We start from the raw sequence: 22,355 nt of genomic DNA, 5'->3' as shown, positions 1-22,355 counted from the left end.
GGGCATGCCGAATTGCTTGACGATGGCTCGATCGAGATCGCATTCGCATACCACAATGGCGACGAGGCCATTCTCAAGGCAAATCCAGAGACTTCTTCAACAGCCTGCTAGTCCTCGTGGCGAGTTCATTGCTGTTTCTCTTCGGGACGTGCGCGTTTGTAATCTCGCTTGTGATCGCAAAGGACGTACCCCGGATTCCACTTGCGCTCTATTTCCTAAGTGCGATGCCGATTGCCCTTCGCGCTTTCGTACCGGAACTAGCGCTTGACCTCGGTCTGGCAGGCCTGGCAGCCGCATTGATTTGTCTTTCGACGTGGCTATGGACGCGCGCAAGCACATTCGCCCAGCCGGCCTACGAAGTGTAGCCTCTGTGCGCTCACGCCGAAGCGATTGGCTTATGAGTGTGGCACGGCGCTGCGTTTATAGCCCTGGCGATCGGCGCGCTGTTCTTCTCCATCCTGCCGACCTTCCCCGCGAAAGCGTGCTCGTCGCCCTCCGGACACGCTTTCGCGACCGCCTTCCTCAAATGCGTCAATTCCTTCCATTGCGTTGCATCTGCTTCAAGCCTACGTAGGGGCAATGAAGACAATCATCAGCCACAACGTGCAGAGGCCATAATGGGTTGGCTGATCGGCGGCGCGATAGTTTTGATAACTTTCTTGTTTTCGCGCAGAGCTGGCGCCGTTGTGGTTGCTTCGCTCGCCGTTGCCTGGGTCGGACTTTGGCTCGTCACGGATCGTAAAAGCGAGCAGGAGCCCTCGAACCAATCCGTCTCCATCAATGCGAAACCTGATCCCCAGCTGTGTCCAAATCCGGATATGCCGATCTCGGTCCGGATTACCAATCATGCGGACACGGCCCTTCAGACTGTCTCATTCAGCCTAGTTGCCAAACAACGCAAATCGATCGTTTACAGGGCGTCCCATACGAGTGATGAAGTCATCGCGCCGGGAGAGACCTTCTCGACGTGCTACGGACTAAACCCTCTTTCCTTTGCGATCCGCACTGTCCGTTATGAGCCGCGAGAACTGGATTGGGTGGGCGAAACTTCCCTAACCCGGTTTGCGAGCTCGTAAGCCGCGCTGCACATCCGTGCACGGCCTTCGACATTGGTCCCGCCGGCCTTCGCACTGCCTGACCGGCCAGTTCTGACCATTGACCGCCAGGAGAAACGCGCGATGCCGCTGACAGTCTACAAGTTCGAGGTCATCGAAGGTCAGGAGTGGATATTCCCGGCCGATGACGACGACTATGAGACCTTCTCAGCGATGGATGGTCGCGTCATTCAGGATTGGATCGCTCCTGTCATGAAACTGGACACGGCGGATCGGACCTATTCCGATTTCCCCTGGCTAGGCGAGCACGCGCCGATCCTGAAAAGACCCGCAGTCGACGCACTGGCGCCGGTTCTCGCAGAGCATGGGCAGCTTCTGCCCATGAAGGGGGAAGAGGTTTGGCTTTTCAACACCACGACGGTCCTCGACGCCCTCGATCATGAACAGTCACGCATCGCCTATTTCGACAACGGAGACATTCTCGATATCGAGCGTCATATCTTCAGGAGGGAGAAAATTGGAGCCGCACAGCTCTTCAAACTGCCGATGCGGGCTTCGGCTGTCTATGTCACCGATAGTTTCGTGGAACAGGTCGGCAGCGCTGGACTTCGCGGTGTCTCGTTCATCCGCGTGTGGACGTCAGCAGAGAAATGAGCGGGCGCGCCAGGCTGGCTGAGCCCATAAATCTGCCGTTCGAGGTTCGACATATCCAATCTCCTGTATCTTGAATAATGAGCTCTGATCAGGGTACTTCTTTCAGGGGCCAAACTTCAACGACGCCGTGTGCAACCGCGCACGGTACGTGTGAAACCTTTTCTATGGCGTCGGCCAGGTCGGTGGCCTCGATGACGGCAAATCCCGCAATCTGCAGGGCTGACGACATGAACGGTCCATCGCGGGTTTCCACCCCGCGTGCCTCCGGATTGCGGACCTGCACCGGTGTGCCGGCGATCCCGATCACGGCGCCTTCGGACCGCAGCTTTGCGTCCTGGGCATGTGCTACGTCTTTGACGGGTCCGGGCGTGCGATCATAGCCAGCCGGGTCGCCATATCCGATTGTGATAAACTTCGGCATGGTCTCGTCTCCTTTCCTTTCAGTGGTATGCGGCGGGCCGGCCACAACGGCGTCAGGTGCGGCTGCAGACCGTCTGGCGGTCAGTAGCCAGGCGCCTATCCGGCGTCCTTGAGTGGCAGGGCGTACGCTATGATCTTCTGATCGGTCAGACCGGGACTGAACCCGAGAACATTCGACGCCGTCACGTCGTGCGAAGGGCATCTGCGAAAACCAAGGCCCTCATACAGTTTGCACGCCGCCATCATGAACTCGGCGGTGTGCAGCGTGAGAGCACGTGCTCCATCTTGTTGGGCGCGTCCTATGCACCACAAACAAAGTGCCCGACCGTAGCCACGTCCATGAGCGGAGGGCGCGACGGCCAATGTTCGAAGCCCCGCAACACCGGAAGGCCACCCCATTCCCTCGCGCGACGCCTCTGCATAATAGGTGACCGTTCCAACGAGCCGCCCTTGCGTCTCGAGCACCGCAATATCCGCCTGCCCCCACCGGCTCGTGAAGTCGCGCGAGTCTCTCAAATAGGGATCGAAGATGTGGGCGGGCAAAACTCCGCGATATTGCGCGAAAGCGTCGGTGACGAGAGCGGCCGTGGCGCCAAGTTCCCGAGGCTCCGCAAGGCGAACCCTATATTCAGTGTCGATCATTCCGTGTCCTCGTCCAAGGTGAAGGAAAAAGACTGCTTCCCTCAAGGCTCGCGGCGCTCAACCTTTGGCGATCTCCCATAGTCCGGAGCAAAGCCGGCCAGGCTTGCATAATCGCGCACGACCTATGATGAGAAGATAGCGCGCCAACGTCCGGCGCTCCGATCTGCATTACAGCCATCGCCAAGGTATCGAACGAGTCTTGTGGCGGGAATGACAAAAAGATTGCATTTTCTGCCAATGCCTGGCGTTACCGTCATTGTCTCTTCAATATGATGATCAGCCTGATAACCCGCCCCATGGCATTCTGCTCTTCATCAGATAGCGGCAACGCCGGGCGCGAGGGAGCTAAGGCAGTCATGCCTGGGAAGCATACGCCGCAGGATCTCCGCAGCGTCCGGATAGGCAAGCACGGCTCGCCAGGCGCTCGATCGCCACCACGCAGGAGCACGCGAAAAATTCGCCGGGAAGCCGCCACCGCCATGATCGCGATCGCTTCGAATGCGCCTAACATGGGCACTAAAACCGGCAGGAGAAGAAGGCTGGCGACCCGTGCCGACCAGTCCGTTGAGCGCACCGGTGGCAAGCGAGACGCTCAAGAGCACGAGCCATTGATCCAACAGGATCTCCTTTTCCGATCCGCGTCAGCTTGGAAAAGCCTCGTTCAATTCAGCGATCGCCTCGCAGGTCAGCAGCGAGACGGGGCGATTGCCAACGAGGAAGAACAGCTTGGTCGTCTCCAGTGAAGGCCATTATAAGTGACGCACCAACAGCGTCAATAAATATATTGACATTTTGTCACAGATTGTATAGCTTTTTATTGACGAAATGATTTAATCCGTCAACATACGAGTCTCCAATGGGCGTGAAGCAAACCGTACGTCGGCAGTATCAGGCGATTGTAGATACGGCGCATGGAAACGATATCGAGAGACCCGCTGAAGGCTGGATCCGAACCGTGCGCAGAGCTTTGGGCATGTCGGGCGCGCAACTCGCCAAGAAAATGGGCGTCACGCGCTCGCGCATCGCGCAGGCCGAAAAAGCCGAGCTTGATGGCGGTGTGACCTTGAAGTCCATGGAGGCGATCGCAGAAGCGATGGGTTGCCGCTTCGTCTACGCCTTTGTCCCACCTCAGACGATCGAAAATGTCATTATCGCCCAGGCCAGGAAAAAAGCACAAGCGATCGTCGGTAGGGCCGCAAAGCATATGGCGTTGGAAGACCAAACTGTTTCGCACAGCCTGACCCAGCAGGAAGTCGCGCGCCTGATGAATGAGCTGATGTACCAGATGCCCTCCGATTTCTGGGAGGATAAGTGACCTTTGAGTTCGAATATCCCGATGGTGCGACCCCTCTCGACCCAAACGAAATCGGCGGGCTGAAATTTAAGCATCTTAAAACGCAGAGTGAGCTGGACGAGCTCGAACAGGCGAACATCGCTTCTGGGCTGCGCTGGATTTCTCGTATGCGCCGAAAAGATATTCTGACCGATGACTTTGCAATCGAGCTTCATCGGCGCCTTTTTGGCGATGTTTGGGATTGGGCGGGCGCATTTCGCAAAACGGGGAAAAACATTGGTATCGATCCCGTGCAGATAGGAGTCCAACTGCGGGGGCTCATGGATGATGCCCGGTATTGGGCTGATAACAACACGTACTCTGCGATCGAGGTGGCTGTCCGGCTACATCATAAGCTGGTATTCATTCATCCGTTTCCGAACGGTAATGGCCGGCATGCGCGCATCATGGCGGATGTCGTTCTTGAAAAGATATATGGAGCCGAACCTATCGATTGGACGTCGGGCTCCAATCTTCAAAAGATGAGCGAGAGACGCGCCGCCTATATCGCGGCGCTGAAAGCGGCAGATAATTACGATTTGGAACCGCTGCTGGCTTTTGTGGCGCCCGGGGTCTCTTGACTTCCTGCGACGCATTTCACGTCGACGCCAAGGCGGTCGCCGGGCGATGACAGGCTTCCTGGTGATGCCGTGCACGACATCGCCAACTGTCTCGACGGAATATTCCAATCCCACGATGAACTCCTCGATCAAAACATCCCGGGCCGTTCCCTCGCCGCCGCTCGACAGCAGATGGGCCACCTGCTCTCCAACATCTCGACCGTCCAGACAAAGACGCACGCCGGTGCTTCCACTTCCGACCACCGGCTTGACGATCACCGGAAAGCCGATCCGGATCGCTGCTTCGACAGCGGGCGGGACATTGTGGACCAGTTCATAAGCCGGGGCGAGCAATCCGGCATTCTTGAGCGTTCCCCACTGGCTCTGCTGGTGGCTAGTTCCTGATCACCTATGTCCCGGACCTGGTGCTTTGGCTCCCGCGTTTGGCCGGTGCGATGCTATGACGATGGGAAAAGCCGGCTTGACGTCGCCTTCTTCTTATTGTCCATTTGCTCAACGAAATTAAGGCCATTCGTGATTACAGCATTCTCTGAACGACGAACACCGCTTCAGCGCCGTCGTCAGCGCAGGTAGAAAATGCAGCTTCCGATCAAGGCCATCCTGGTTTTTCACGCCGCAGCTCGTGCCGGCAGCATTTCACGCGCAGCCGCAGAGCTGAGCGTGACGCCATCGGCGGTCAGCCAGCAGATCCAGTTGCTGGAGGTTCAACTTGGCGTCTCCCTGCTTGCCAAAGCCGGCCGAGGCGTCGTGCTGACGGAGGCCGGCGAACGTTATTTCTCGATGATCGCCGAGCAGATCGAGCGCATCGAGGAAGCAACCGGCACGATCCAAGGGTTTCGCTCAGTTACGACGCTGACCGTTCGCGCTACCCCCACCCTGTCCAACAAGTGGCTGCTGCCACGCCTCGGCAAGCTGCTCGACCAGCATCCCGATCTCGAAGTTCGCCTTGACGGCACCAATGAGCCCACCGACTTCAACCAGGAACTGGTGGACATTGAGCTTCGCCACGGCAATGGACGCTGGCCGGGACTGTTCGTGGAAGGTATCGCCGACGAACAGTTCATGCCGGTCTGCTCGCCCGATTATGCCGCAGCAGGCAGCCTCCAGCCGCGGGACCTGCTCGATCACCGCCTGATCCATTCGGTCAAGTCACAGGCGCAATGGACGACCTGGTTTCAGCTGACCGAGGTTGCGCCGCAGGAGCGCTGGTCACGGATTCTCTTTGACCGCAGCCATATGGCGATCGACGCCGCGATACGCGGCATGGGCATTGCCCTGGAGAGCACGCTGATGATGGGCGACGAATTGAAGAGCGGACGGCTGGTCTGCCCGGTCGCGGCGCCACCGGAAATCCGCATTGTCACGCAATGGATCGTCTGCCCGCGGGACCATCTGCGTCAGAAGAAAGTGCGGATCTTTCTTGATTGGCTGCGCACCGAGCGGGATGTCTGGCAGGCTGCCCAGCGCGACGCGGTCTCCTGACGGCAGATCCCGTGAGGGCCGAGGACCGCCACGGATCGCTCGTATTTCGCTGCCGCTTCAGTAGAGGCCCAGCAGCCGGATGGGCGTCAGCGTCAGCTGCGGGAACAGCACCAGTGCGAGAATGGCCCCGACCAGGATGGACATTGGTGCAAGCGAGCCTTTGATCACATCCTCGATCGACATTTTCGCCACTTGCGCCACGGCAAACAGGCAAACCCCGACCGGCGGCGTCACCAAACCGAGCGTCAGGGTGATGACCATGACGATCAGGAAGTGAATCGGATCGACCCCGAGGGAGACGGCCGACGGCATCAGCACCGGGATCAGGATGAACATGGCGGCGATGGCATCCATGAACATGCCGACGACGATTAGGAACAGGAAGATCAGGACGAGAACCATGGTCGGACCGGTGCTGATCGCGGCCAGGAACGTCGCCACCTGCGCCGGCAGACCGTCAAAAGTGAAGACCCAGGCGGCCAGCTTGGCGGTGGCGGCAATGAAGAGGATCGTGCCCGAGGTCCGCGCCGTTTCGATGAAGATCGTGGGCAGTTCACGCGGCGAAATTGTGCGGTAAAGGATGACCGATAGAAACAAGGTATAGAGCACGGCGATACCGGCTGCTTCCGTTGGCGTGAAATAGCCATCGACGATGCCGATCAGCAGGATGACGGGCGTCAGCATCGGCAGGATGGCCGCGATGCCCGTCGTCACCACCAGGCGCATGTTGAACGGCTTGGACGGGTTGTAGCCGTACCTTACCGCGTAAAAATGGTTAAACACCATGAACATCAGCGCGATAAACAGGCCGGGTATGAGGCCCGCGACCAGCAGCGTGCCGATGGAGGCATTGGCGATCGATCCCGCAATGACAATCAGGATTGACGGCGGAATGATCGACGAAAGGGTGGAGGTACAGAGCGTCATCCCCACGGCATAACCCTTGGGAAATCCATGGCGCTCCATCGCCTTGATCTCGATCGCGCCGATGGAAGCAATATCGGCAACAGACGACCCGGACACGCCGCCGAAAATGACGGACGATGCCACGTTCACATGGCCGAGTCCGCCCGGCAGCCAGCCGACGATGGCTTCAGCAAAGTCGAAGAGCTTTTCGGCAACGTGGCCGCGCTCCATCAGCACCCCGACCAGAATGAACAGCGGCACCGCGACCAGCAGGAAGGAATTCATCGCCGAGAACATGCTCTGCGCCAGAAGATCGATCGGTGTCGAGGTAAAGAACACGATGGCCAGCACGCTGGCGAGGCCTAGAGCAACGGCAAGCGGAACGCCAAACGCACTCATCACCAGGAAAAGGACAAGAAGAACGAGGCTCATGGCTGCTTCTCCGGTTTGGGCAGTACAGTTTCGGCGAGCGTGATTTCCGGCATGCCCTGAGCGGGATCGGAAATTTCAATGAGGTCGCGGCGGGTCCGTAAGGATTCGAAGATGGCAAGTACCGCCAAGACGGAACTAAGAGGCATGATGAGGCCGATCACCCACATGGGCACGATCAGCGTGGCCGCGGTCTCGTTCATCATGAACTGCTGCTTGACCAGATGATAACCGGTCCATCCGGTCAGGACGAAGAAGATCACCGACGTCGTCACATAGATCGGCACCGAGAGCCGCTGGATCGCGCGCGGCAGCATCGCGAGAAACACAACCACGCGCGCGGTTTCCACCGTGCGAAAGCCCGCCGCCAATCCCAGGAAGATCATCCACACGAAAAGATAACGCGTGGCCTCCTCGGTCCACGAGACCGGCACGCCGAGAAGACGGCTTGCGACCTGGAGAAGGACAACCACCAGCACGCCGAACACGGCGACGCCGGCGACGACGTCGGTCATGCCCTTGATGATCTTGTTTAAGAGAGAGCTGTTTTTAACCATGGCTTATTCTCCTGTCCGGACCGGTGCTGGACCGGTCCGGCTTGGGACGAAGGATCAGTTCTTTCCGACGAAGGCGATGGTCTTGTCGAAGAAGGCCTGGTCTTTCACCAGTCCGGCAAAGACCGGGTAAAGTCCCTTCGAGATCGCGACGAACGCCTTTTGCTGCTCGGGCGTCAGGCGGTTGATTTCCATACCGTGCTTCTGCAACTCCGCGATGGTGGTCTCCGCCGTCGCTGCGTCGTTTGCGACCTTCCAGGCCTCGGCTTCCTTGCCCGCCTCCGCGAGCGCCTTCTTATGCGCGTCGCTCAGCCCCTCGAACTTCGCCGGATTGATGCCCAGCACCCAGCCGTCACCCATGTGATTGGTGATCGACGCATATTTCTGCACCTCGTAGAACTTGGCGCTGAGCGGCACGTTGATCGGGTTCTCCTGCCCATCGACGACCTTCAGCTGCAGGGCGTTGTAAACCTCCGCGAAAGCAAGGGGCGTCGGCGCCGCACCCATCTTCTTGAAGAATTCGACCCAGAGCGGATTGTTCGGCACGCGGAACTTCAGCCCCGACAGATCCTGGGGCTTCGTGATCGCAAGCTTGGAATTGGTCATCTGGCGGAACGGACGCGGCCAGAGATTGATGCCCTTGATGCCGATCTTTTCGAGATCGGTGATCAGCTCCTGGCCCGGCGCGCCCGAGAGGTAGCTGCGCAGCTGCGCCTCGTTGTCGAAGACGTAGGGGATGGAGATCGCCGAGAACTTCGGATTGAAGTTGGCATAGAGCGATGTCGCGAGCAGCAGCATATCGAGCGAACCGCCGGCCAGCTGCTTTACGGCACCGGAGGGATCGCCGCCGTAGAGCGTGCCGTTCGGGAAGACCTTGACGGTCAGTTGGCCATTGGTCTTGGCGGCCACGAGTTCAGCGAATTTGTTGGCGGCAACGGTGATTTCGGAATTGTCTGGATCAGGCGTAGACAAGGTCAGCGTCGCTGCCTGGACGATCGAGGCGGTCAGCATGGTAGCCGCGGCCAACAGGCTGCGAAGTGCGAAGTGTTTCATTTTCATTCCTCCCTTTTGATAGTCTCAACTGGATGTCAGGCGGACTAGCCTCCGCCCCGGTTCATGCGTTGCAATTGAAGAATGACGCCGCTGTGATCGAGATCGCCGTCACCATCATCCACCATGGCTTGAAAAAGCCGATCAACCTCCTCGCTGACCGGTAGCGTCAATCCAAGGCTGCGCGCAAAGGCCAGCGCCGTCGATGTGTCCTTCACCTGATATTTCGCGGGCCCACCGGGCTGGAAATTGGCTTCCACCATGCGCAGGCCGTGCTGGCGGAACACAGTGGAGTCGGCGAACCCGCCGAGCAGAGCCTCGCGCACCCTGGCTGGATCGGCGCCGCCATGCTTGGCGAGCGTCAGCGCTTCGGCCACCGCGCAAATGGTCGAGGCGACGATCAACTGATTGGCAAGCTTGGTCAGCGCGCCGCTGCCCGCCGGGCCGACATGGGTCACCCGCCCGAGAAGAGCGAAGACCGGATGCAGCCGATCGACGACTGCGGCATCCCCGCCAGCCATGATCGCAAGCGTTCCCTCCCTGGCACCCTTCTCGCCACCCGAAACCGGCGCATCGACACAAGCCACACCGTGATCGACGGCCACCTTGGCCAGGGCCACGGCGGTCTCCACCGGAATGGAGCTCATGACGGCCAGGATCGCTCCCGGACGCATGGCGGAGATCACGCCATGCTCGCCCATCAGCACCGTCTCGCAGACGGGGCCGGAACTCAGCATGCAGATCACCACGTCGGCGTCCGCTGCGGCAGCGACGACATCAGATGCCGTGACCACGCCGCGGTCGCTCAATGCCGCCGCCTTTTCCGGCGTCCGGTTCCAGCCCGAAACAGCAAAACCTGCCTCGGCCAGACGCCCGGCCATGGGACCGCCCATGATGCCGGTGCCGATGACGGCAATGCGCTGTATGCTCTCGATCATTTGTCCTTCTCCCGCCATCACGGATAGTCCCGGCGTGAAAAGCGGACCGGCCGCTCCTCGACGATCAGCGACGGGAAAGCCTGCCGGAAACGCTCGAGATGCGGCGTTTCCAGATGAGCGTCGAAGGCGGCCCTGCTATCATAGACCTCGTAGAACACCACGGTATCTTCCGATCCTTCAGGGCAGATCACGTCGAACTGCCGGCAACCAGGCTCGTCTGCGGTAGAGTGCCTGGCGTCATCCCGCGCAGCTTCCAGGAAAGCCCGCATCTTGCCGGGCTTCACCTGGAATTCCGCGATCACGACAAAGGCTGGCGCGCTCATCTGGTCACCCGTGCTCACGCTGCCGCGCTCTTGGCCGGGCGGAAGCTACCTTCCATTTCCTGGCGCAGCTTCACCACGTCGAGGTCATTGACGATCTCGACGTCGTCGAACGAGACGATCTGATCCTTCTTGATCGGCCGCTTGAGCTTGACGTTATGGGCAAGACCGATCGGCAGGGCCTTGAGATCAAGGCTGCGGGTTGCCGGAATGGCATTGGCCCAGACGGCATAACCGCCCTCGCCATCCAGCATTTCGCCGGGCTGCATGTCCTTCTTGGCGGTCGCGACCGCATCGCCGCGAAACTCCTTGGAGCAACCGGTCGGCTCGTTGCGCAGCACTGCGGACAGGACGCTGATCGACGTCTCCAGGCCGATGATGTGGAACGGACGCCACATCGAGGCGTACCATCCCGAGGGATCGGTCAGCAGGCCATATTGCTTGAAGCAGGACCGCGCATATTCGTTATGCGCCTTGAAGGTGACGAACACGCCGTAGCGGATGTTATTGAACACCTCGCGGCCGTCCGGCTCCTGGCTGGCGGCAATGTCGACCAGACCCGAACGCGCCATGCGGCCACCGTCGGATGCCGGGCGGAAGACGCGAGCGAGATCGTGGAGGCCCGCGGGCGGGAAGGCCAGGCCATCATCCGGGCAATCCAGGCCGGTGCCATTGGCGACCGCAGCCATTTCGATCGCGGCCTTGGTGCCGTCGGTAAAGGAATTGTAGAGCTTCGGGTTGAGGTTGTCCGCAGCGACCTGTTCCTCCGTCCAGCCGAACAGACCCCAGACCGTATCCGGTGTGGAATAACGATAGCGCGGCTCGAAATTCATGCCCTTGCCGGCGGCGGTAATCTCGAAGCCGGTGGCGCGTGCCCAGTCGACCAGTTCGCAGATCAGCGCCGGCTGATCGCCGTAGGCCATGGAATAAATGAGCCCCTTGGCGCGAGCCTTCTCGGCCAGGATCGGGCCGACCATGACGTCGGCCTCGACATTGACCATCACCACATGCTTGTTGTGCTCGATCGCGCCCAGCGCATGGCGGGTACCGGCGATCGGATGGCCTGTCGCCTCGATGATGCATTCGATCTCGCCGCATTCGAACAGCGCCTTGACATCGTCGGTGATGAAGGTCGTGCCGTTCTTGACGGCATCGCCGGCGCTGATCGCGCTGTAGCGCTCCTTGGCCCAGCCAACCCGCTGCATGGATTCCTTGGCCTTTCCGACATCGAGATCGGCCACGGCAACCATGTGCAGGCCGGCAATGCGCTGGGCCTGGGCGAGCACCATCGACCCGAACTTGCCGGCACCGATCAGGCCGACCCTGACCGGACGTCCATCGGCGGCACGAAGCGAAAGCAGTGAATACAGATTCATTTCAACATCCTCGGGCTGGGGAATATCTTTTGCACAGAGCCCGGCCGGAGACCGATCGATAACAACCGCTCCCGGATTGCGGGGCATGGCTGCCCCTCCGGCGAATGCGGTTCCAGCGATGATAAAGTCTCCTCCCGGAGAACGCGGCAACCTGCCTGCGCCCCTCTCGGCCGCCTCCCACAAACGGCTTGTACCCAGACAGTAGGAGTGAAAAGCGGTTAGCTCAATTTAGAAGATTGGGAATATGCGTTAGATTTTCTAAGCATTCTTAAGCGAGCCAAGTTCAGGTCGCGTACCAGCTGACCAGCACCGCACAGCCATGTGTTTCTTGGGATTACTGGTGCAAAGCGTCGCTGGAAGCAGTGGGCGGTCATCGAGCCGTACGACAGGCAAGCTTGAATGGCGTCGGAGGCCTTCACCTGCCGACTTTACCCAAGACGGTCCGCTTCAGGTGTGCCAACCAGTTTGGCCGCGTCCATGTTCGCCTTTCGAAGCGCGTCGTTCATCGTTTTGCCAAACGCGATTTCCGCCGCGAGGACGCCGATAAATTCGTCTCCCGCCCCATGCGTGCTTTCAACGTTCACCCTCACAGCCGCAATGACGATCTCCTTTCCATCGCGGTTCGCGTAGGCGACACCCGAACCTCCAGCGGTGACGACAACCTCGGGAAAGAGCCGCACAAGTTTCCGTGCGGCCTCAAGGGCGCCGTCGAGTGTTTCAACGACCGGGACGCCGGCCAGCATTTCGGCCTCGATGGCATTGACGACGATGATATCGATGAGGGGTTGCAGCTCGTTCGACAGAACGCGTGCCGGGGCTGCATTGATCAACACGCACCCGCCTGCCTGCTTGACGGCCCTTGCCGCCGCAACGTTGGCGGCATCGGGAATCTCATTTTGCAGAACGAGAATTGTTGTCCGGCTGAGCAGATCGCGAGCCGCCAGAACATCATCTTCGCCAAGCGTCAGGTTGCTACCCGACACGATAACCGCACCATAGTCGCCCTCGTCATCGAAAATAGCGACGCTCATGCCGGTCGATTGCGAGGCGTCGCGCCGAATGAATGTGTGATCGACATTCCGACGGTCGAGATTCGAGATGAGAAATCGCCCGAAGCCGTCATCGGCGACAGCCCCGATCATGGAGGTGGCAATCCCTGTACGCGCAGCCGAAACCGCCTGATTGCCTCCCTTGCCGCCGCTTTTCGGATGCCAGGACGTCCCCGTTACTGTCTCGCCCTTGCGGGGCCGTGCCGGGCCGAAAACGGCGATATCGTAGTGAAGGCTGCCGAAAACGGTGACAACGGGCGAAGATGTCATAGGAGGCGATCTTTTCGTTTGGACGTTACGGCGGACATGGTGCGTTCAAGATTGCGTTCGGCTGCCTGATAGTCACGCTGGGCGACGGCGACGAAGATGGCATCGAGAATATTGAGCTGGGCGATGCGTGCCGCAGCATTTTCGCCCATCAGCGGCGACCCTTGCGCGGTGGAACACAGAACCACATCGGCGGACTGGGCGAGCGCCGAAGAGCCGTAATTGGTGATGGCAATGGTGCGCGCGCCGTTCCTGCGCGCGAGCTGGATCGCCTCGATCACCGCGATCGTATTGCCGGAATGGGAGAAGCCGATGGCGATATCGCCCTCCGCCAGCAGCGAGGCCGACATCAGCATCATGTGCGAATCGTCGAACACGCTGGCGCGCACGCCGATCCTTAAGAACTTGTGGGCCACGTCGCGGGCAATCTGCGCCGAGCCGCCGACGCCGTAGAAATCGCGCGTCGCTGCCTTATGGATCAGATCCGCCGCCCGGTCGAATGCTGCCATGTCGAGAATAGCGAGCGTTTCCTCGAGCGCGTGGATCGAGGTGCGAAACACCTTCTGGACGATTTCGAGCGAGGTATCGTCCACGGACAGTTCCTGGTGCATCTCCGCCGTCGGCTGCCGGTTGTACTGGCTAACGGCGGAGCGGAAGTCGCGAAAGCCGGAGAAGCCGAGCTTCTTGGTTATCTTGACCACCATGGCTTCGGAAACGCCGGCGTTCTCCGCGATCTGCTTGAGCGACGTCTCGTCGCTGAAATCCCGCATGGCGAAAACGGTATCGACGACCTTTGCTTCGAGCGGCGTCAAGAGCGGCATCATCATGCGGATGCGTGGTCCCACGGCCTTCATGTCGAAGCTTTCACCGTTCATCCCCGTCCCCTTGTCGCGCGATCGATTATCATTGCGGCGAGGATTATAAGGCCGGTGGCGAGCAGTTGATAGAAGGCTTGGACATTCATCAGGGTCAAACCGTTGCGCATCGCCCCAAGGATGATCGCGCCGAGGATCGTGCCGAGAATGCTTCCCTTGCCGCCCATCAGGGAAGCGCCGCCGATGGCCGCAGCGGCAATCGCGTCGAGTTCCCATAGATTGCCGAGGATAGGCTCGGCAGCCCCAAGACGCCCGATCAGGATCAGCGAAGCCAGCGCTGCCAGCCCGCCCGAAATGACGTAGGCTGTGATTTTGGTGCGCGCAATCGGAACGCCGGCCACATAGGCTGCCTCTTCATTGCCACCGACAGCCATCAGATATTCGCCGATCGGCGTCTTCTTGAGCAGGATCCAGGCGGCAATCGCCACGACCGCGACGATAATGACTGGCGTCGGAATGCCGAAGAGATTGCCGTTGAAGAGCGAGCGGAAGCCCGAGGGAATGCCGAGGACGGGATTGCCGCCGGTATAGATGAGCGCGATGGCCCGGTAGGTACTGAGCGTGCCGAGCGTGACGATGAACGGCTGCAGGCCGACATAGGCGACGAGCGCGCCGTTGATGAAGCCGCAGACGATGCCCACGCCGAGACCCGCGAGGATCGCCAGGGGTATCGGCGTGCCGGCGAGCAGCAGGGTCGCGGTGATGACGGCGGAGATCGCGGCCGTCGGACCGACCGACAGATCGATGCCCCCCGAAATGATCACCAACGTCATCCCAAGCGCCAGGCACGCATTGATGCTCGACTGCTGAAGAATGTTGACGAGGTTTCGCTCGGACAGGAATTCCGGGACGAGTGCGGCGAATACCACCATGATGACGATGAGGCCGATCAGCGTTCCCGCGTCGCGCAGCGAAAACGAGAAGCGGCGGAAGGCCGGTGTTGACTCTGCAGCGTTCGACGAACTGGTCATTGTATGTCCTATCTGGGTATGTCCTATCTGGTTCACGCGGTCTGGGCGGCACGTGTATCCGCCGCACCGGCATTCGCCCCCGGAATGGCGTGCGCAACGATCGCGCTTTCTGTGAGCCGGTCGCGTGGAATACAGGCAGCGACCCGACCTTCCCGCACGACCAGCACGCGGTCGGAGAGCCGGATAATCTCAGGCAATTCCGAGGACACGACGATGATCGAATGGCCTTCGCGGGCGAGATCCTCGATCAGGTGATAGATCTCGGACTTGGCGCCGACATCGATGCCGCGCGTGGGCTCGTCGAACAGCAGGATCTGCGATTTGGCCGCCAGCCATCGGGCGATGATCGCCTTCTGCTGGTTGCCTCCGCTGAATAGCCGGATCGGCCGATCCAGTTGGAACGGTCTCAGGTTGACGCGCTTCAACAAATCCTGCGCGGTCGCACGAAGCTTGCCCGTGCTGATCATGCCGCCCGCGGAAAAGCTGGAGAGCGAAGCGAGCGCCATGTTGGTGCTCACGGGACGCAGAGGAATGATCCCTTCCCGCTTGCGTTCTTCCGGCACAAGACCGATGCCAGCCGCAATCGCCTCGCGTGGCGTGGCGAAGCGCACTGCCTTGCCGTCGATGGCGATCGATCCGGCGCTCAGGCGGTCGGCGCCGGCCAAAAGCCGCAGCAGTTCCGTTCGGCCTGAGCCCACGAGCCCGGCAATGCCGAGCACTTCGCCCTTGAGTAGCGTGAAGGACACATCGCGGATCTTCGTTGCCGACGAGAGGTTCTTCGCCTCGAGCTTGACCGTATCGGTCACGAAGGAATTGTGTTCCTCCTGCATCAATTGACGACCGACCATCATCGCGATGACGTCCTTTTCCGACGCAGTCTTGAGATCGACCTTGCCGACCAGCTTGCCGTCGCGCATGACGCTGGCGCGTTGGCAGATGCGGAAAACCTCGTCCATCTTGTGGGAGACATAGATGATCGAGACGCCTCTCGCCGAGAGGCTGGCGATCACCTCCGCCAGGCGGTCGAACTCGGTCGGCGTCAAGCTGGAGGTCGGCTCGTCCATGGCGACGACCCTCGCGTTGTCCAGCAGCGCACGGCCGATCTCGACAATCTGGCGCTGCGCCACCTTAAGGGAGGAGATTGGAGCGGCAGGATCGATGCTCCTGTCGATCATCGATAACGCTTCAGCGGCGCGCGCCTCCTGCTGGCGGCGTGAGACGAACAGGCCCCCCATGCGGGTCAGCGAATGACCGAGGAACATATTCTGGGCGACACTCAGATGCGGCACCTGCTGCAGTTCCTGGTGAATCATCGCGATGCCGGCCCCGCGGGCATCCATCGGCTTCTTGAAGGCAACGCCCTGGCCATCGATCAAGACCATTCCGGAGGTCGGGCGAAACACGCCGGAGAGTATCCGCAGAAGGGTGGATTTGCCGGCGCCGTTTTCGCCAAGGAGCCCGTGGATCTCGCCGGGTGCAACGTCGAACGACACGTCGGTGAGGGCGTTCACACCGGGAAAGCTCTTGGAGATCGTCTCGAATCTCAGTCGGGGGATCATCGTTCCACCTCGTTCACTAAACCCGGATGCCGGCCTTGACGGCCGGCATCCATTCGACGTTCGTTACTTGGCCGTCTTGGCATCTTCCATCAGCACCGCGCGGACATCGACGTTCGCACCCTGGTAGCGGCTGAGATTGTCGGCGGTGATGAGGGCCTGCGGCGTGGCGACGACGCGGGGCAGCTTCTGGCCGGCGACAAGGCGGAGCGCGGTTTCGAGCGCGACTTCGCCTGTCAAGACCGGAAAGCTGTCGACCGTGCCGGTCAGTTCACCTGCCTTGATCGAGGAATAGGCATCGGAAATTCCGTCGGTACCGAACACTGCGACCTTGCCGGCAAGGCCGGCGGCCTTGACGGCTTCCACGATGCCGAGCGCCATGCCGTCATTGTTGGCATAGAAACCGACGAGATCTGGATGCTGGTTGAGAATGTTGGTAGCGGCATCGTAGGACGTCTGACGGTCCCAGTTTCCGGGAACGCTGGCGACGACTTTAAACTTGCCGCCTTCGCTGATGGTCGACTTGAAGCCGTCGGTGCGCTGGACGGCAGCGTAGACACCGGCCTGACCTTCGACAATCGCCACCTTGCCGCCCTGGGGACGGTTTTTAATGAACCACTTGGCGACGCGGACGCCATTGTCGCGCTGGACGTTACCGACATAGTGCTCGGCCTGGGGGATGACCGCGTCGTTGACGTTGACGACCGGAATCTTGGCGGCCTTGGCCTGTTCGATCACCGGCTGCAGGTTGGCGTCCGTCTGCGGCGAGACCAGCAGGACGTTATAGCCTTGCGTGATCATACCTTCGGCGATCGTCAGCTGGCCGAGCTGGTCGCCCTCGCTCTGGGCGGCCTGATAGACGACGGGCACGTGGACCTTCTTGCCGAGGGACACATAGCCTTCGCCGAGCGACCGCCAGTATTCGTTGGTCAGCGTCTTGGAAACGGCTCCGGCCTTCGTGCCCTCGGGCAGTTTGGGGAATGGGCCGAGCTTGGCTTCAAGCTCCGACCAGTCCATGCGATTCTTTTCGGTATCGGAATTCAGCGGCGCGAGATCCTGCGCGACGGCTGCGCTGAACAGGAAGCTGGCGGCGAGGCCGGCAGCAAGGGTCGTCTTCATAAAGGTCTTCATCGGTTCCTCCCGGATGGTGTCGATCGGCACGCCTTCGGCATGCCCTGGGTTCAAGGTTCTTAAGGTTTCAAGAATTTCAGCGTTCGGGCGGCTCAGCCGAGCATCAGCTCCTGGACAACGGCCTGCGCAGATACGGCATCCTGTCGGTCAATCGCCTCGGAAAGGCGGTTGTCCTGCTCGAGGCGATCCACCACCGTCAGCATCCGCTTGACGGTCTGGATGTTTACCTCGCATTCGTGGACCGGATCGAGACCGGTCATATCGGGAAACGTGTCGAAATAGATCGCGCCGTCATAGCCGTCCTTACGGATCTGACGCAGAAGCTCGATCGTCTGCTGGGCATGCACCGCGCCGACCATCAGGCCGTCGTCGCGCTTGGCATAGCCGTCGTTGAGATGAACGCCGAGAAGCCGGCTGTATCGGGCGATGAGAGCTGCGGCAAAGGCCGGCTGCTCGTCGGCATAGAGCACATGGGCGAAATCCAGCGTCACGCCCAGATTGGGCATATCGACGTCCTTGATCGCAAGAAGCGTGGTCGCGCAGTCGGGCATCAGGCTGTAGGAGCGTGGCTCGTTCGGTTTGTATTCGATGCTGATGCGGCAGTCGGGATCATGGGCGCAAACTTCACGAATTCCATCTACTTCGTGTTGCCACAACATATGATAGTTCGCCTGAAAGGCATAATCGAAACCATCCTGTCCGAGCCAGAGCGTCATCAGGTTGCTGCCGGCGGCGCGCGCCGCGTCGATGCCTTTCTTCGTCAAGTCGATCGCCTCGCGGCGAACCGCCGGATCGGGGTTGGTGAAGGCGCCGATCTTGAAGGCCGGATTGGTATAATAACGCATGGCGAAGCCGTTGATCGCCAGGCCGAGATCGCCGATCATCCCGGCCAGAAGCGACGGATCATCGGCAACATGGTCGGGATAGTTGAGATCGAGATCCGTCAGACCTTCGACCTTGGCTGCGCGCGTCGCCATCTGCATCATTGTCGGCTTGCCCGAAAGATCGGGCCATTCGGCCTTCGGCTTCGAGGCAAAGGAATTCAGTCGGGTGGCAAATCTCGGTTCTGGCACGGGTCTGGCTCACTTCAATCACTACAAATGAAACTTCACAAGATTATCATTATTTGTAAAGTTATAATTGTTGTGCAGCGCACCAATTCGTATGACGACACTCCAGAGATCTGTTTCCGGCCTTTTCCCGTGATGCACGAACGCGCGCGTAAGCAGCCAGCCGGGATCGGCAGCTACGGCTGGACGAACCTCGAAACTGGCCTTGGAAAGTTTCAGTCGGCTGCACCGGCAGGACCTCGGCGTCAGCCCGCCATCACCGCCTCGATCTCGGCAAGCGTGGGCATTGCGGGGGCCGTTCCGCGTCTCGTGACGGCGATGCCGGCGGTGGCGCAGCCCAAGCGGACGGCATCGAGCGGTGCCGCGCCCCGCGCAAGCGCTGCAGCAAAACCGCCGACGAAAGCATCGCCGGCGCCGGTCGTATCAATGACCGGGCCGCAGGAGACGGCGGGCACATGAGTGGATTGCCCAGCATTGTGGAACAAGACGCCCTGCCCGCCGAGCGTGATGACCGCCGTACCGACACCATGCGACAAAAGCACATCGCCCGCGCGCTTTGCATCCTCCAGGGTTTCGAGCGGAAATCCGACCAACGCTGCGGCTTCTGTCTCGTTGGGGACGATATAGTCGCAGAGCCCGTAGATCTCCGCTGGAAAGACGCCCGCGGGCGCGGGGTTGAAGATCGTGGTGACACCGGCCCGCCTTGCGATTTCGAGCGCCCGATGGGCCGCCGGTGCGGGCTGTTCTAGCTGGGTGATGAACACGGCGGATAGCTCGATGGTACCCCGCGCTGCCTCGACATCCTCGACGTCGATCGTGCCGGCCGCTCCGGCATAAACGATGATCGCGTTGTCGCCGGTACGGTCGTTGACATAGATGAAGGCAGCGCCGGTCGGATGGTCGTCCATGACGGTCAGCTTCGCCGTCACACCGGCCTGCTCGTAGGTCTTGAGCGCCAGATCACCGAATGTGTCGCGGCCGATCTTCGAGATGAAGGACACGTCGGCCCCTGCCCGCGCGGCAGCCACCGCCTGATTGGATCCCTTGCCGCCCGGCCCGACGGAAAAGCCGCTGCCGGCGATGGTCTCACCCAGGGCTGGCATGCGCGGCGCGAGATAGGCCGTGTCGGCGACGAAAATGCCGAGAATGGAAATTCCGGTTCCCATGCCGAAAACCTCACACGCCTGCAGGCGGGATGACGCCCTTGGTGAACAGGAAGCAGCCATAGAAGCGGGTTTCGCCGGTCGAGATCACGCAATAGGCCTTCTTGGCCAGATCGTAGAAAGCGAAGCGCTCGATGCCGTACATGGGCGAAGGCCTGCCTTCCGCCCGGTCGATCTCCGCCTGCACCTCGCCTTGCACGGTCGGAATTTCGCCCGGCGCGCCCATGACTTCCATGCGACCGGCAGAATTCTGGAGCGGCGTGTCGAGCGGCAGCACCGAGAGAATGGCACGGATCGCGTCACGAGCCGAGAGATTGGCAATGCTGAGCGGCCGGCCGACGACCGTCTGTCGGGCGACGCTGTCGCTCGGGAAGTTGGTGTCGGAGACGACCAGCGTGTCGCCATGCCCCATGGAGCGAAGCGCGTGCAGCACGTCGGCGTTCAGCGCCGGATGAATATTCTTGAGCATAATGTCCTCCTCAATGCCATTTATTTGACGGCGCCCGCCGTCAGCCCCTTGACGATATAGCGCTCCAGAAAGATTCCGACGAGGACCAGGGGCATGATCGCGGCCGTGGCGATGGCGGCCATCGACCACCAGTTGATCCCCTGCGACCCGGTCTGGCTGGCCACCATCACCGGCAGTGTCTTGGCATTCGAACTCGTCAGCAGCGCAGCAAAGAAATATTCGTTCCAGCACAGAATGACCGAAAGGATGAAAGCTGCCACCATGCCGGGCAGCGCGATCGGCAGAACGATCCGCAGATAAGCGCCCCAGATCGAGCAGCCATCCACCAGTGCCGCCTGTTCCAGCTCGACCGGAATCGTGTCGAACTGGTCGCGCATGATCCAGATCACGATTGGCAGTACCATGAGCGTATAGACGAGGATCAGACCGATCAGTGTATCGAGCAGCAGCAGGTTTTTGTAGAGAACCAGGAACGGCATGGCGAGCACGACCGGCGGCAGGATCAACTGCGACAGGAAGAAGAAGGAAATATCCTTGTTCGCCATCCAAAGGAACTTGTAGGAGAACCGGCTGAGCCCGTAGGCCGCCAGCGACCCAATGAGCACCGCCAGGAACGAGGCCCCGGCGGACGCCACGATACTGTTGAAAAACCGGCGGAGGAACTCGTCCCGCACGGTTGATGGCGCAAGGATCGTATCCGGCGAGAGGCCCAGCGAACGCCAGCCTCTCCAGTCCGGCGTGAAGTCCACGAACGGGATCAGATGCCCCTGCGTGACGTTGACCGCTGTCTTGAACGAGGTCGTGATCGTCCAGTAGATCGGAAAGAGCGAGACGAAGGCCCAGAAGACCAAAGCCGCATAGATCAGCAGGCTGGTGGTCAGGAATTGCGGGCGCCGCGACCAAAGACTTCCCGGCTTATCGGATGTTTCAGCGGTGATCGCCATGGGCTTCGCCTCAATTTTCACGTTGCATCCATCGGCTCGCCCCTTTGAGGATGAGCGCGACGAAGATGATGATGATGACGAGATAGAATTCCGCAAGCATGGTCCCGTAGCCGACATTGGAACGGTCACGATATTCCCGGAAGATGAAGCTCGACACGGTATCCGTCGCCCCGCCCGGTCCGCCGGCGGTGACGTTGATGACGATATCGGCGAGCTTCAGCTGGAAGATAATGCGCAGGATGATCGCCGTCATACTGACCGGAAGCATCAGCGGAAAGGTAATCTCCTTGAAACTCTGCCAGCCGGACGCACCGTCGACTTTTGCCGCCTCCTTGATTTCGGACGGAAGCGCCTGAAGGCCGGCAAGCAGCAGGATCATCATGAACGGGATCGATACCCAGGCGTCCATCGCCATGATCGCGGTGCGCGCAAGCCAGGGCGTCGAGAAAAAGGCCGGGTTGTCCCAGCCGAGATGGCGCGCGAGCGTCGCGGCCGGGCCGAACCGATACTCCATCAGCGACTTGCCGATCATCCAGCTGACGGCCACCGGGCTCAGCATCAGCGGCAGGAGAAAGGCGACACGGAAGAATTTTCGGGCCTTGATCTCGGTGTTGAGCAAGAGAGCCAGCCCGAAGGCGATGGCATATTGAACGAGTACCGAGAGAACGTAGTAGACCATGTTCAGGAGCGCGTTCCAGAAATACACGTCCGCAAACAGCGCCCGTAGATTGTCCAGCCCGTTGAAACGTCGGCCGGCCGCCGCGCTCAGATTCCAATCCGTGAAGGCGATATAAAGCCCGAAGACGGTCGGGAAAACCACCATGGCGACGGTGAAGAGGATGGCTGGAAGGACGAAAACGGCGCGCTGGCCTGCCTCTCCGCGGATCATCACCTGGCTCGCACACAAGGCCACCGCCCAGAAGATATAGGCAAACAGCAGCGATCGCCAGCTGACAAGCCCGAGCGCCGTAACCCCGCCCGCCTCGAGGATCTGAAGAACGAGGACGGCGAATAACAAGATGCTCGCGGCAACGATCAAAAGCCGGCCGCGCCGGGCGGCGGTGTGCTGGACCGTCGTCCGCTCCACGGGGCTGATGGCTGGCGTAACCGTATGCGACAT

At 60.4% G+C, this 22,355-nt stretch carries 24 protein-coding genes and 1 pseudogene; 6 read left to right on the top strand and 19 right to left on the bottom strand.

What is annotated here, in order from left to right; genetic code table 11:
• The first annotated feature begins 617 nt into the window (after positions 1-617).
• Positions 618-1,076: a hypothetical protein gene (locus tag MOV63_RS11685; protein ID WP_247033909.1), complete on the top strand. Its 459-nt coding sequence runs from the start codon at positions 618-620 to the stop codon at positions 1,074-1,076.
• Between the two features lie 102 nt (positions 1,077-1,178).
• The gene (locus MOV63_RS11680; protein WP_247033908.1) at positions 1,179-1,709 is read left to right on the top strand and encodes an imm11 family protein; all 531 of its coding nucleotides are present in this window, start codon (positions 1,179-1,181) and stop codon (positions 1,707-1,709) included.
• Positions 1,710-1,797: 88 nt separating this feature from the next.
• Here the strand turns inward: MOV63_RS11680 and MOV63_RS11675 are convergent, their stop codons facing one another.
• Complete coding sequence (locus MOV63_RS11675) at positions 1,798-2,130, bottom strand: YciI family protein (protein ID WP_247033907.1); 333 nt, start codon at positions 2,128-2,130, stop codon at positions 1,798-1,800.
• Between the two features lie 95 nt (positions 2,131-2,225).
• On the bottom strand, positions 2,226-2,771 hold the full coding sequence (locus tag MOV63_RS11670) for a GNAT family N-acetyltransferase (protein WP_247033906.1): 546 nt from the start codon (positions 2,769-2,771) through the stop codon (positions 2,226-2,228).
• Positions 2,772-3,250: 479 nt separating this feature from the next.
• Here MOV63_RS11670 and MOV63_RS11665 point away from each other — a divergent pair, with 479 nt between their 5' ends.
• The 3 genes from MOV63_RS11665 to MOV63_RS11655 all read left to right on the top strand — a co-directional run bounded on the left by MOV63_RS11665 (position 3,251) and on the right by MOV63_RS11655 (position 4,685).
• Positions 3,251-3,514, top strand: a complete 264-nt coding sequence (locus MOV63_RS11665; RefSeq protein WP_247033905.1) for a hypothetical protein — start codon at positions 3,251-3,253, stop codon at positions 3,512-3,514.
• A 113-nt stretch (positions 3,515-3,627) separates the two neighbouring features.
• On the top strand, positions 3,628-4,086 hold the full coding sequence (locus MOV63_RS11660) for a mobile mystery protein A (protein WP_247033904.1): 459 nt from the start codon (positions 3,628-3,630) through the stop codon (positions 4,084-4,086).
• Positions 4,083-4,685 (top strand): mobile mystery protein B, encoded by a 603-nt coding sequence (locus MOV63_RS11655; protein WP_247033902.1) that lies wholly within the window; start codon positions 4,083-4,085, stop codon positions 4,683-4,685. The genes MOV63_RS11660 and MOV63_RS11655 overlap by 4 nt, the downstream gene beginning before the upstream one ends.
• Before the next feature lie 138 nt (positions 4,686-4,823).
• Here MOV63_RS11655 and MOV63_RS32950 read toward each other — a convergent pair.
• A pseudogene (locus tag MOV63_RS32950) lies at positions 4,824-4,943 on the bottom strand (hypothetical protein); the annotation flags it as partial.
• 318 nt (positions 4,944-5,261) lie between these two features.
• On the opposite strand from MOV63_RS32950, the gene MOV63_RS11645 reads away from it, so the two are divergent.
• On the top strand, positions 5,262-6,167 hold the full coding sequence (locus tag MOV63_RS11645; protein ID WP_247033898.1) for a LysR substrate-binding domain-containing protein: 906 nt from the start codon (positions 5,262-5,264) through the stop codon (positions 6,165-6,167).
• 57 nt (positions 6,168-6,224) lie between these two features.
• Here MOV63_RS11645 and MOV63_RS11640 read toward each other — a convergent pair whose 3' ends face one another.
• From MOV63_RS11640 to MOV63_RS11565, 16 genes are all read right to left on the bottom strand, one after another.
• Positions 6,225-7,505, bottom strand: coding sequence for a TRAP transporter large permease (locus MOV63_RS11640; protein WP_247033896.1), 1,281 nt, complete (start codon positions 7,503-7,505; stop codon positions 6,225-6,227).
• Positions 7,502-8,017, bottom strand: a complete 516-nt coding sequence (locus MOV63_RS11635) for a TRAP transporter small permease (protein WP_247033894.1) — start codon at positions 8,015-8,017, stop codon at positions 7,502-7,504. The genes MOV63_RS11640 and MOV63_RS11635 overlap by 4 nt, the downstream gene beginning before the upstream one ends.
• Positions 8,018-8,113: 96 nt before the next feature.
• Complete coding sequence (locus MOV63_RS11630) at positions 8,114-9,109, bottom strand: DctP family TRAP transporter solute-binding subunit (protein ID WP_247033892.1); 996 nt, start codon at positions 9,107-9,109, stop codon at positions 8,114-8,116.
• Between the two features lie 44 nt (positions 9,110-9,153).
• The gene (locus tag MOV63_RS11625) at positions 9,154-10,041 is read right to left on the bottom strand and encodes an NAD(P)-dependent oxidoreductase (protein ID WP_405029324.1); all 888 of its coding nucleotides are present in this window, start codon (positions 10,039-10,041) and stop codon (positions 9,154-9,156) included.
• Positions 10,042-10,061: 20 nt separating this feature from the next.
• Positions 10,062-10,367: a putative quinol monooxygenase gene (locus MOV63_RS11620; RefSeq protein ID WP_247033919.1), complete on the bottom strand. Its 306-nt coding sequence runs from the start codon at positions 10,365-10,367 to the stop codon at positions 10,062-10,064.
• 14 nt (positions 10,368-10,381) lie between these two features.
• The gene (locus MOV63_RS11615) at positions 10,382-11,740 is read right to left on the bottom strand and encodes an NAD(P)H-dependent oxidoreductase (protein ID WP_247033888.1); all 1,359 of its coding nucleotides are present in this window, start codon (positions 11,738-11,740) and stop codon (positions 10,382-10,384) included.
• A gap of 428 nt (positions 11,741-12,168) precedes the next feature.
• Complete coding sequence (locus MOV63_RS11610) at positions 12,169-13,059, bottom strand: ribokinase (protein WP_247033886.1); 891 nt, start codon at positions 13,057-13,059, stop codon at positions 12,169-12,171.
• The gene (locus MOV63_RS11605) at positions 13,056-13,931 is read right to left on the bottom strand and encodes a MurR/RpiR family transcriptional regulator (protein WP_041364133.1); all 876 of its coding nucleotides are present in this window, start codon (positions 13,929-13,931) and stop codon (positions 13,056-13,058) included. The genes MOV63_RS11610 and MOV63_RS11605 overlap by 4 nt, the downstream gene beginning before the upstream one ends.
• On the bottom strand, positions 13,928-14,902 hold the full coding sequence (locus MOV63_RS11600) for an ABC transporter permease (RefSeq protein WP_247033884.1): 975 nt from the start codon (positions 14,900-14,902) through the stop codon (positions 13,928-13,930). The genes MOV63_RS11605 and MOV63_RS11600 overlap by 4 nt, the downstream gene beginning before the upstream one ends.
• Positions 14,903-14,934: 32 nt before the next feature.
• On the bottom strand, positions 14,935-16,461 hold the full coding sequence (locus MOV63_RS11595; RefSeq protein WP_247033883.1) for a sugar ABC transporter ATP-binding protein: 1,527 nt from the start codon (positions 16,459-16,461) through the stop codon (positions 14,935-14,937).
• Positions 16,462-16,524: 63 nt separating this feature from the next.
• Entirely contained in the window at positions 16,525-17,589 is a 1,065-nt protein-coding gene (locus MOV63_RS11590) for a substrate-binding domain-containing protein (RefSeq protein ID WP_247033882.1), read from the bottom strand.
• A 92-nt stretch (positions 17,590-17,681) separates the two neighbouring features.
• Entirely contained in the window at positions 17,682-18,662 is a 981-nt protein-coding gene (locus MOV63_RS11585) for a sugar phosphate isomerase/epimerase family protein (RefSeq protein ID WP_247033881.1), read from the bottom strand.
• 242 nt (positions 18,663-18,904) lie between these two features.
• Positions 18,905-19,825: a ribokinase gene (rbsK, locus tag MOV63_RS11580; RefSeq protein ID WP_247033880.1), complete on the bottom strand. Its 921-nt coding sequence runs from the start codon at positions 19,823-19,825 to the stop codon at positions 18,905-18,907.
• 10 nt (positions 19,826-19,835) lie between these two features.
• Complete coding sequence (locus tag MOV63_RS11575) at positions 19,836-20,291, bottom strand: RbsD/FucU family protein (protein WP_247033879.1); 456 nt, start codon at positions 20,289-20,291, stop codon at positions 19,836-19,838.
• Between the two features lie 20 nt (positions 20,292-20,311).
• Complete coding sequence (locus tag MOV63_RS11570; RefSeq protein WP_041364123.1) at positions 20,312-21,235, bottom strand: carbohydrate ABC transporter permease; 924 nt, start codon at positions 21,233-21,235, stop codon at positions 20,312-20,314.
• A gap of 10 nt (positions 21,236-21,245) precedes the next feature.
• Positions 21,246-22,355, bottom strand: coding sequence for a carbohydrate ABC transporter permease (locus MOV63_RS11565; RefSeq protein WP_247033878.1), 1,110 nt, complete (start codon positions 22,353-22,355; stop codon positions 21,246-21,248).

The organism is Neorhizobium sp. SHOUNA12A (assembly GCF_023006505.1).
Classification (GTDB): domain Bacteria; phylum Pseudomonadota; class Alphaproteobacteria; order Rhizobiales; family Rhizobiaceae; genus Neorhizobium.
This window is presented reverse-complemented; position numbering and strand designations above follow the sequence as displayed.

Excerpts from the sequence above, each read along its gene's own strand:
- MOV63_RS11685 (WP_247033909.1), top strand. The coding sequence starts at position 618 with ATGGGTTGGCTGATCGGCGGCGCGATAGTTTTGATAACTTTCTTGTTT.
- MOV63_RS11680 (WP_247033908.1), top strand. The coding sequence starts at position 1,179 with ATGCCGCTGACAGTCTACAAGTTCGAGGTCATCGAAGGTCAGGAGTGG.
- MOV63_RS11675 (WP_247033907.1), bottom strand. The coding sequence starts at position 2,130 with ATGCCGAAGTTTATCACAATCGGATATGGCGACCCGGCTGGCTATGAT.
- MOV63_RS11670 (WP_247033906.1), bottom strand. The coding sequence starts at position 2,771 with ATGATCGACACTGAATATAGGGTTCGCCTTGCGGAGCCTCGGGAACTT.
- MOV63_RS11665 (WP_247033905.1), top strand. The coding sequence starts at position 3,251 with ATGATCGCGATCGCTTCGAATGCGCCTAACATGGGCACTAAAACCGGC.
- MOV63_RS11660 (WP_247033904.1), top strand. The coding sequence starts at position 3,628 with ATGGGCGTGAAGCAAACCGTACGTCGGCAGTATCAGGCGATTGTAGAT.
- MOV63_RS11645 (WP_247033898.1), top strand. The coding sequence starts at position 5,262 with ATGCAGCTTCCGATCAAGGCCATCCTGGTTTTTCACGCCGCAGCTCGT.
- MOV63_RS11640 (WP_247033896.1), bottom strand. The coding sequence starts at position 7,505 with ATGAGCCTCGTTCTTCTTGTCCTTTTCCTGGTGATGAGTGCGTTTGGC.
- MOV63_RS11635 (WP_247033894.1), bottom strand. The coding sequence starts at position 8,017 with ATGACCGACGTCGTCGCCGGCGTCGCCGTGTTCGGCGTGCTGGTGGTT.
- MOV63_RS11630 (WP_247033892.1), bottom strand. The coding sequence starts at position 9,109 with ATGAAACACTTCGCACTTCGCAGCCTGTTGGCCGCGGCTACCATGCTG.
- MOV63_RS11620 (WP_247033919.1), bottom strand. The coding sequence starts at position 10,367 with ATGAGCGCGCCAGCCTTTGTCGTGATCGCGGAATTCCAGGTGAAGCCC.
- MOV63_RS11615 (WP_247033888.1), bottom strand. The coding sequence starts at position 11,740 with ATGAATCTGTATTCACTGCTTTCGCTTCGTGCCGCCGATGGACGTCCG.
- MOV63_RS11610 (WP_247033886.1), bottom strand. The coding sequence starts at position 13,059 with ATGACATCTTCGCCCGTTGTCACCGTTTTCGGCAGCCTTCACTACGAT.
- MOV63_RS11605 (WP_041364133.1), bottom strand. The coding sequence starts at position 13,931 with ATGAACGGTGAAAGCTTCGACATGAAGGCCGTGGGACCACGCATCCGC.
- MOV63_RS11600 (WP_247033884.1), bottom strand. The coding sequence starts at position 14,902 with ATGACCAGTTCGTCGAACGCTGCAGAGTCAACACCGGCCTTCCGCCGC.
- MOV63_RS11595 (WP_247033883.1), bottom strand. The coding sequence starts at position 16,461 with ATGATCCCCCGACTGAGATTCGAGACGATCTCCAAGAGCTTTCCCGGT.
- MOV63_RS11590 (WP_247033882.1), bottom strand. The coding sequence starts at position 17,589 with ATGAAGACCTTTATGAAGACGACCCTTGCTGCCGGCCTCGCCGCCAGC.
- rbsK (WP_247033880.1), bottom strand. The coding sequence starts at position 19,825 with ATGGGAACCGGAATTTCCATTCTCGGCATTTTCGTCGCCGACACGGCC.
- MOV63_RS11575 (WP_247033879.1), bottom strand. The coding sequence starts at position 20,291 with ATGCTCAAGAATATTCATCCGGCGCTGAACGCCGACGTGCTGCACGCG.
- MOV63_RS11570 (WP_041364123.1), bottom strand. The coding sequence starts at position 21,235 with ATGGCGATCACCGCTGAAACATCCGATAAGCCGGGAAGTCTTTGGTCG.
- MOV63_RS11565 (WP_247033878.1), bottom strand. The coding sequence starts at position 22,355 with ATGTCGCATACGGTTACGCCAGCCATCAGCCCCGTGGAGCGGACGACG.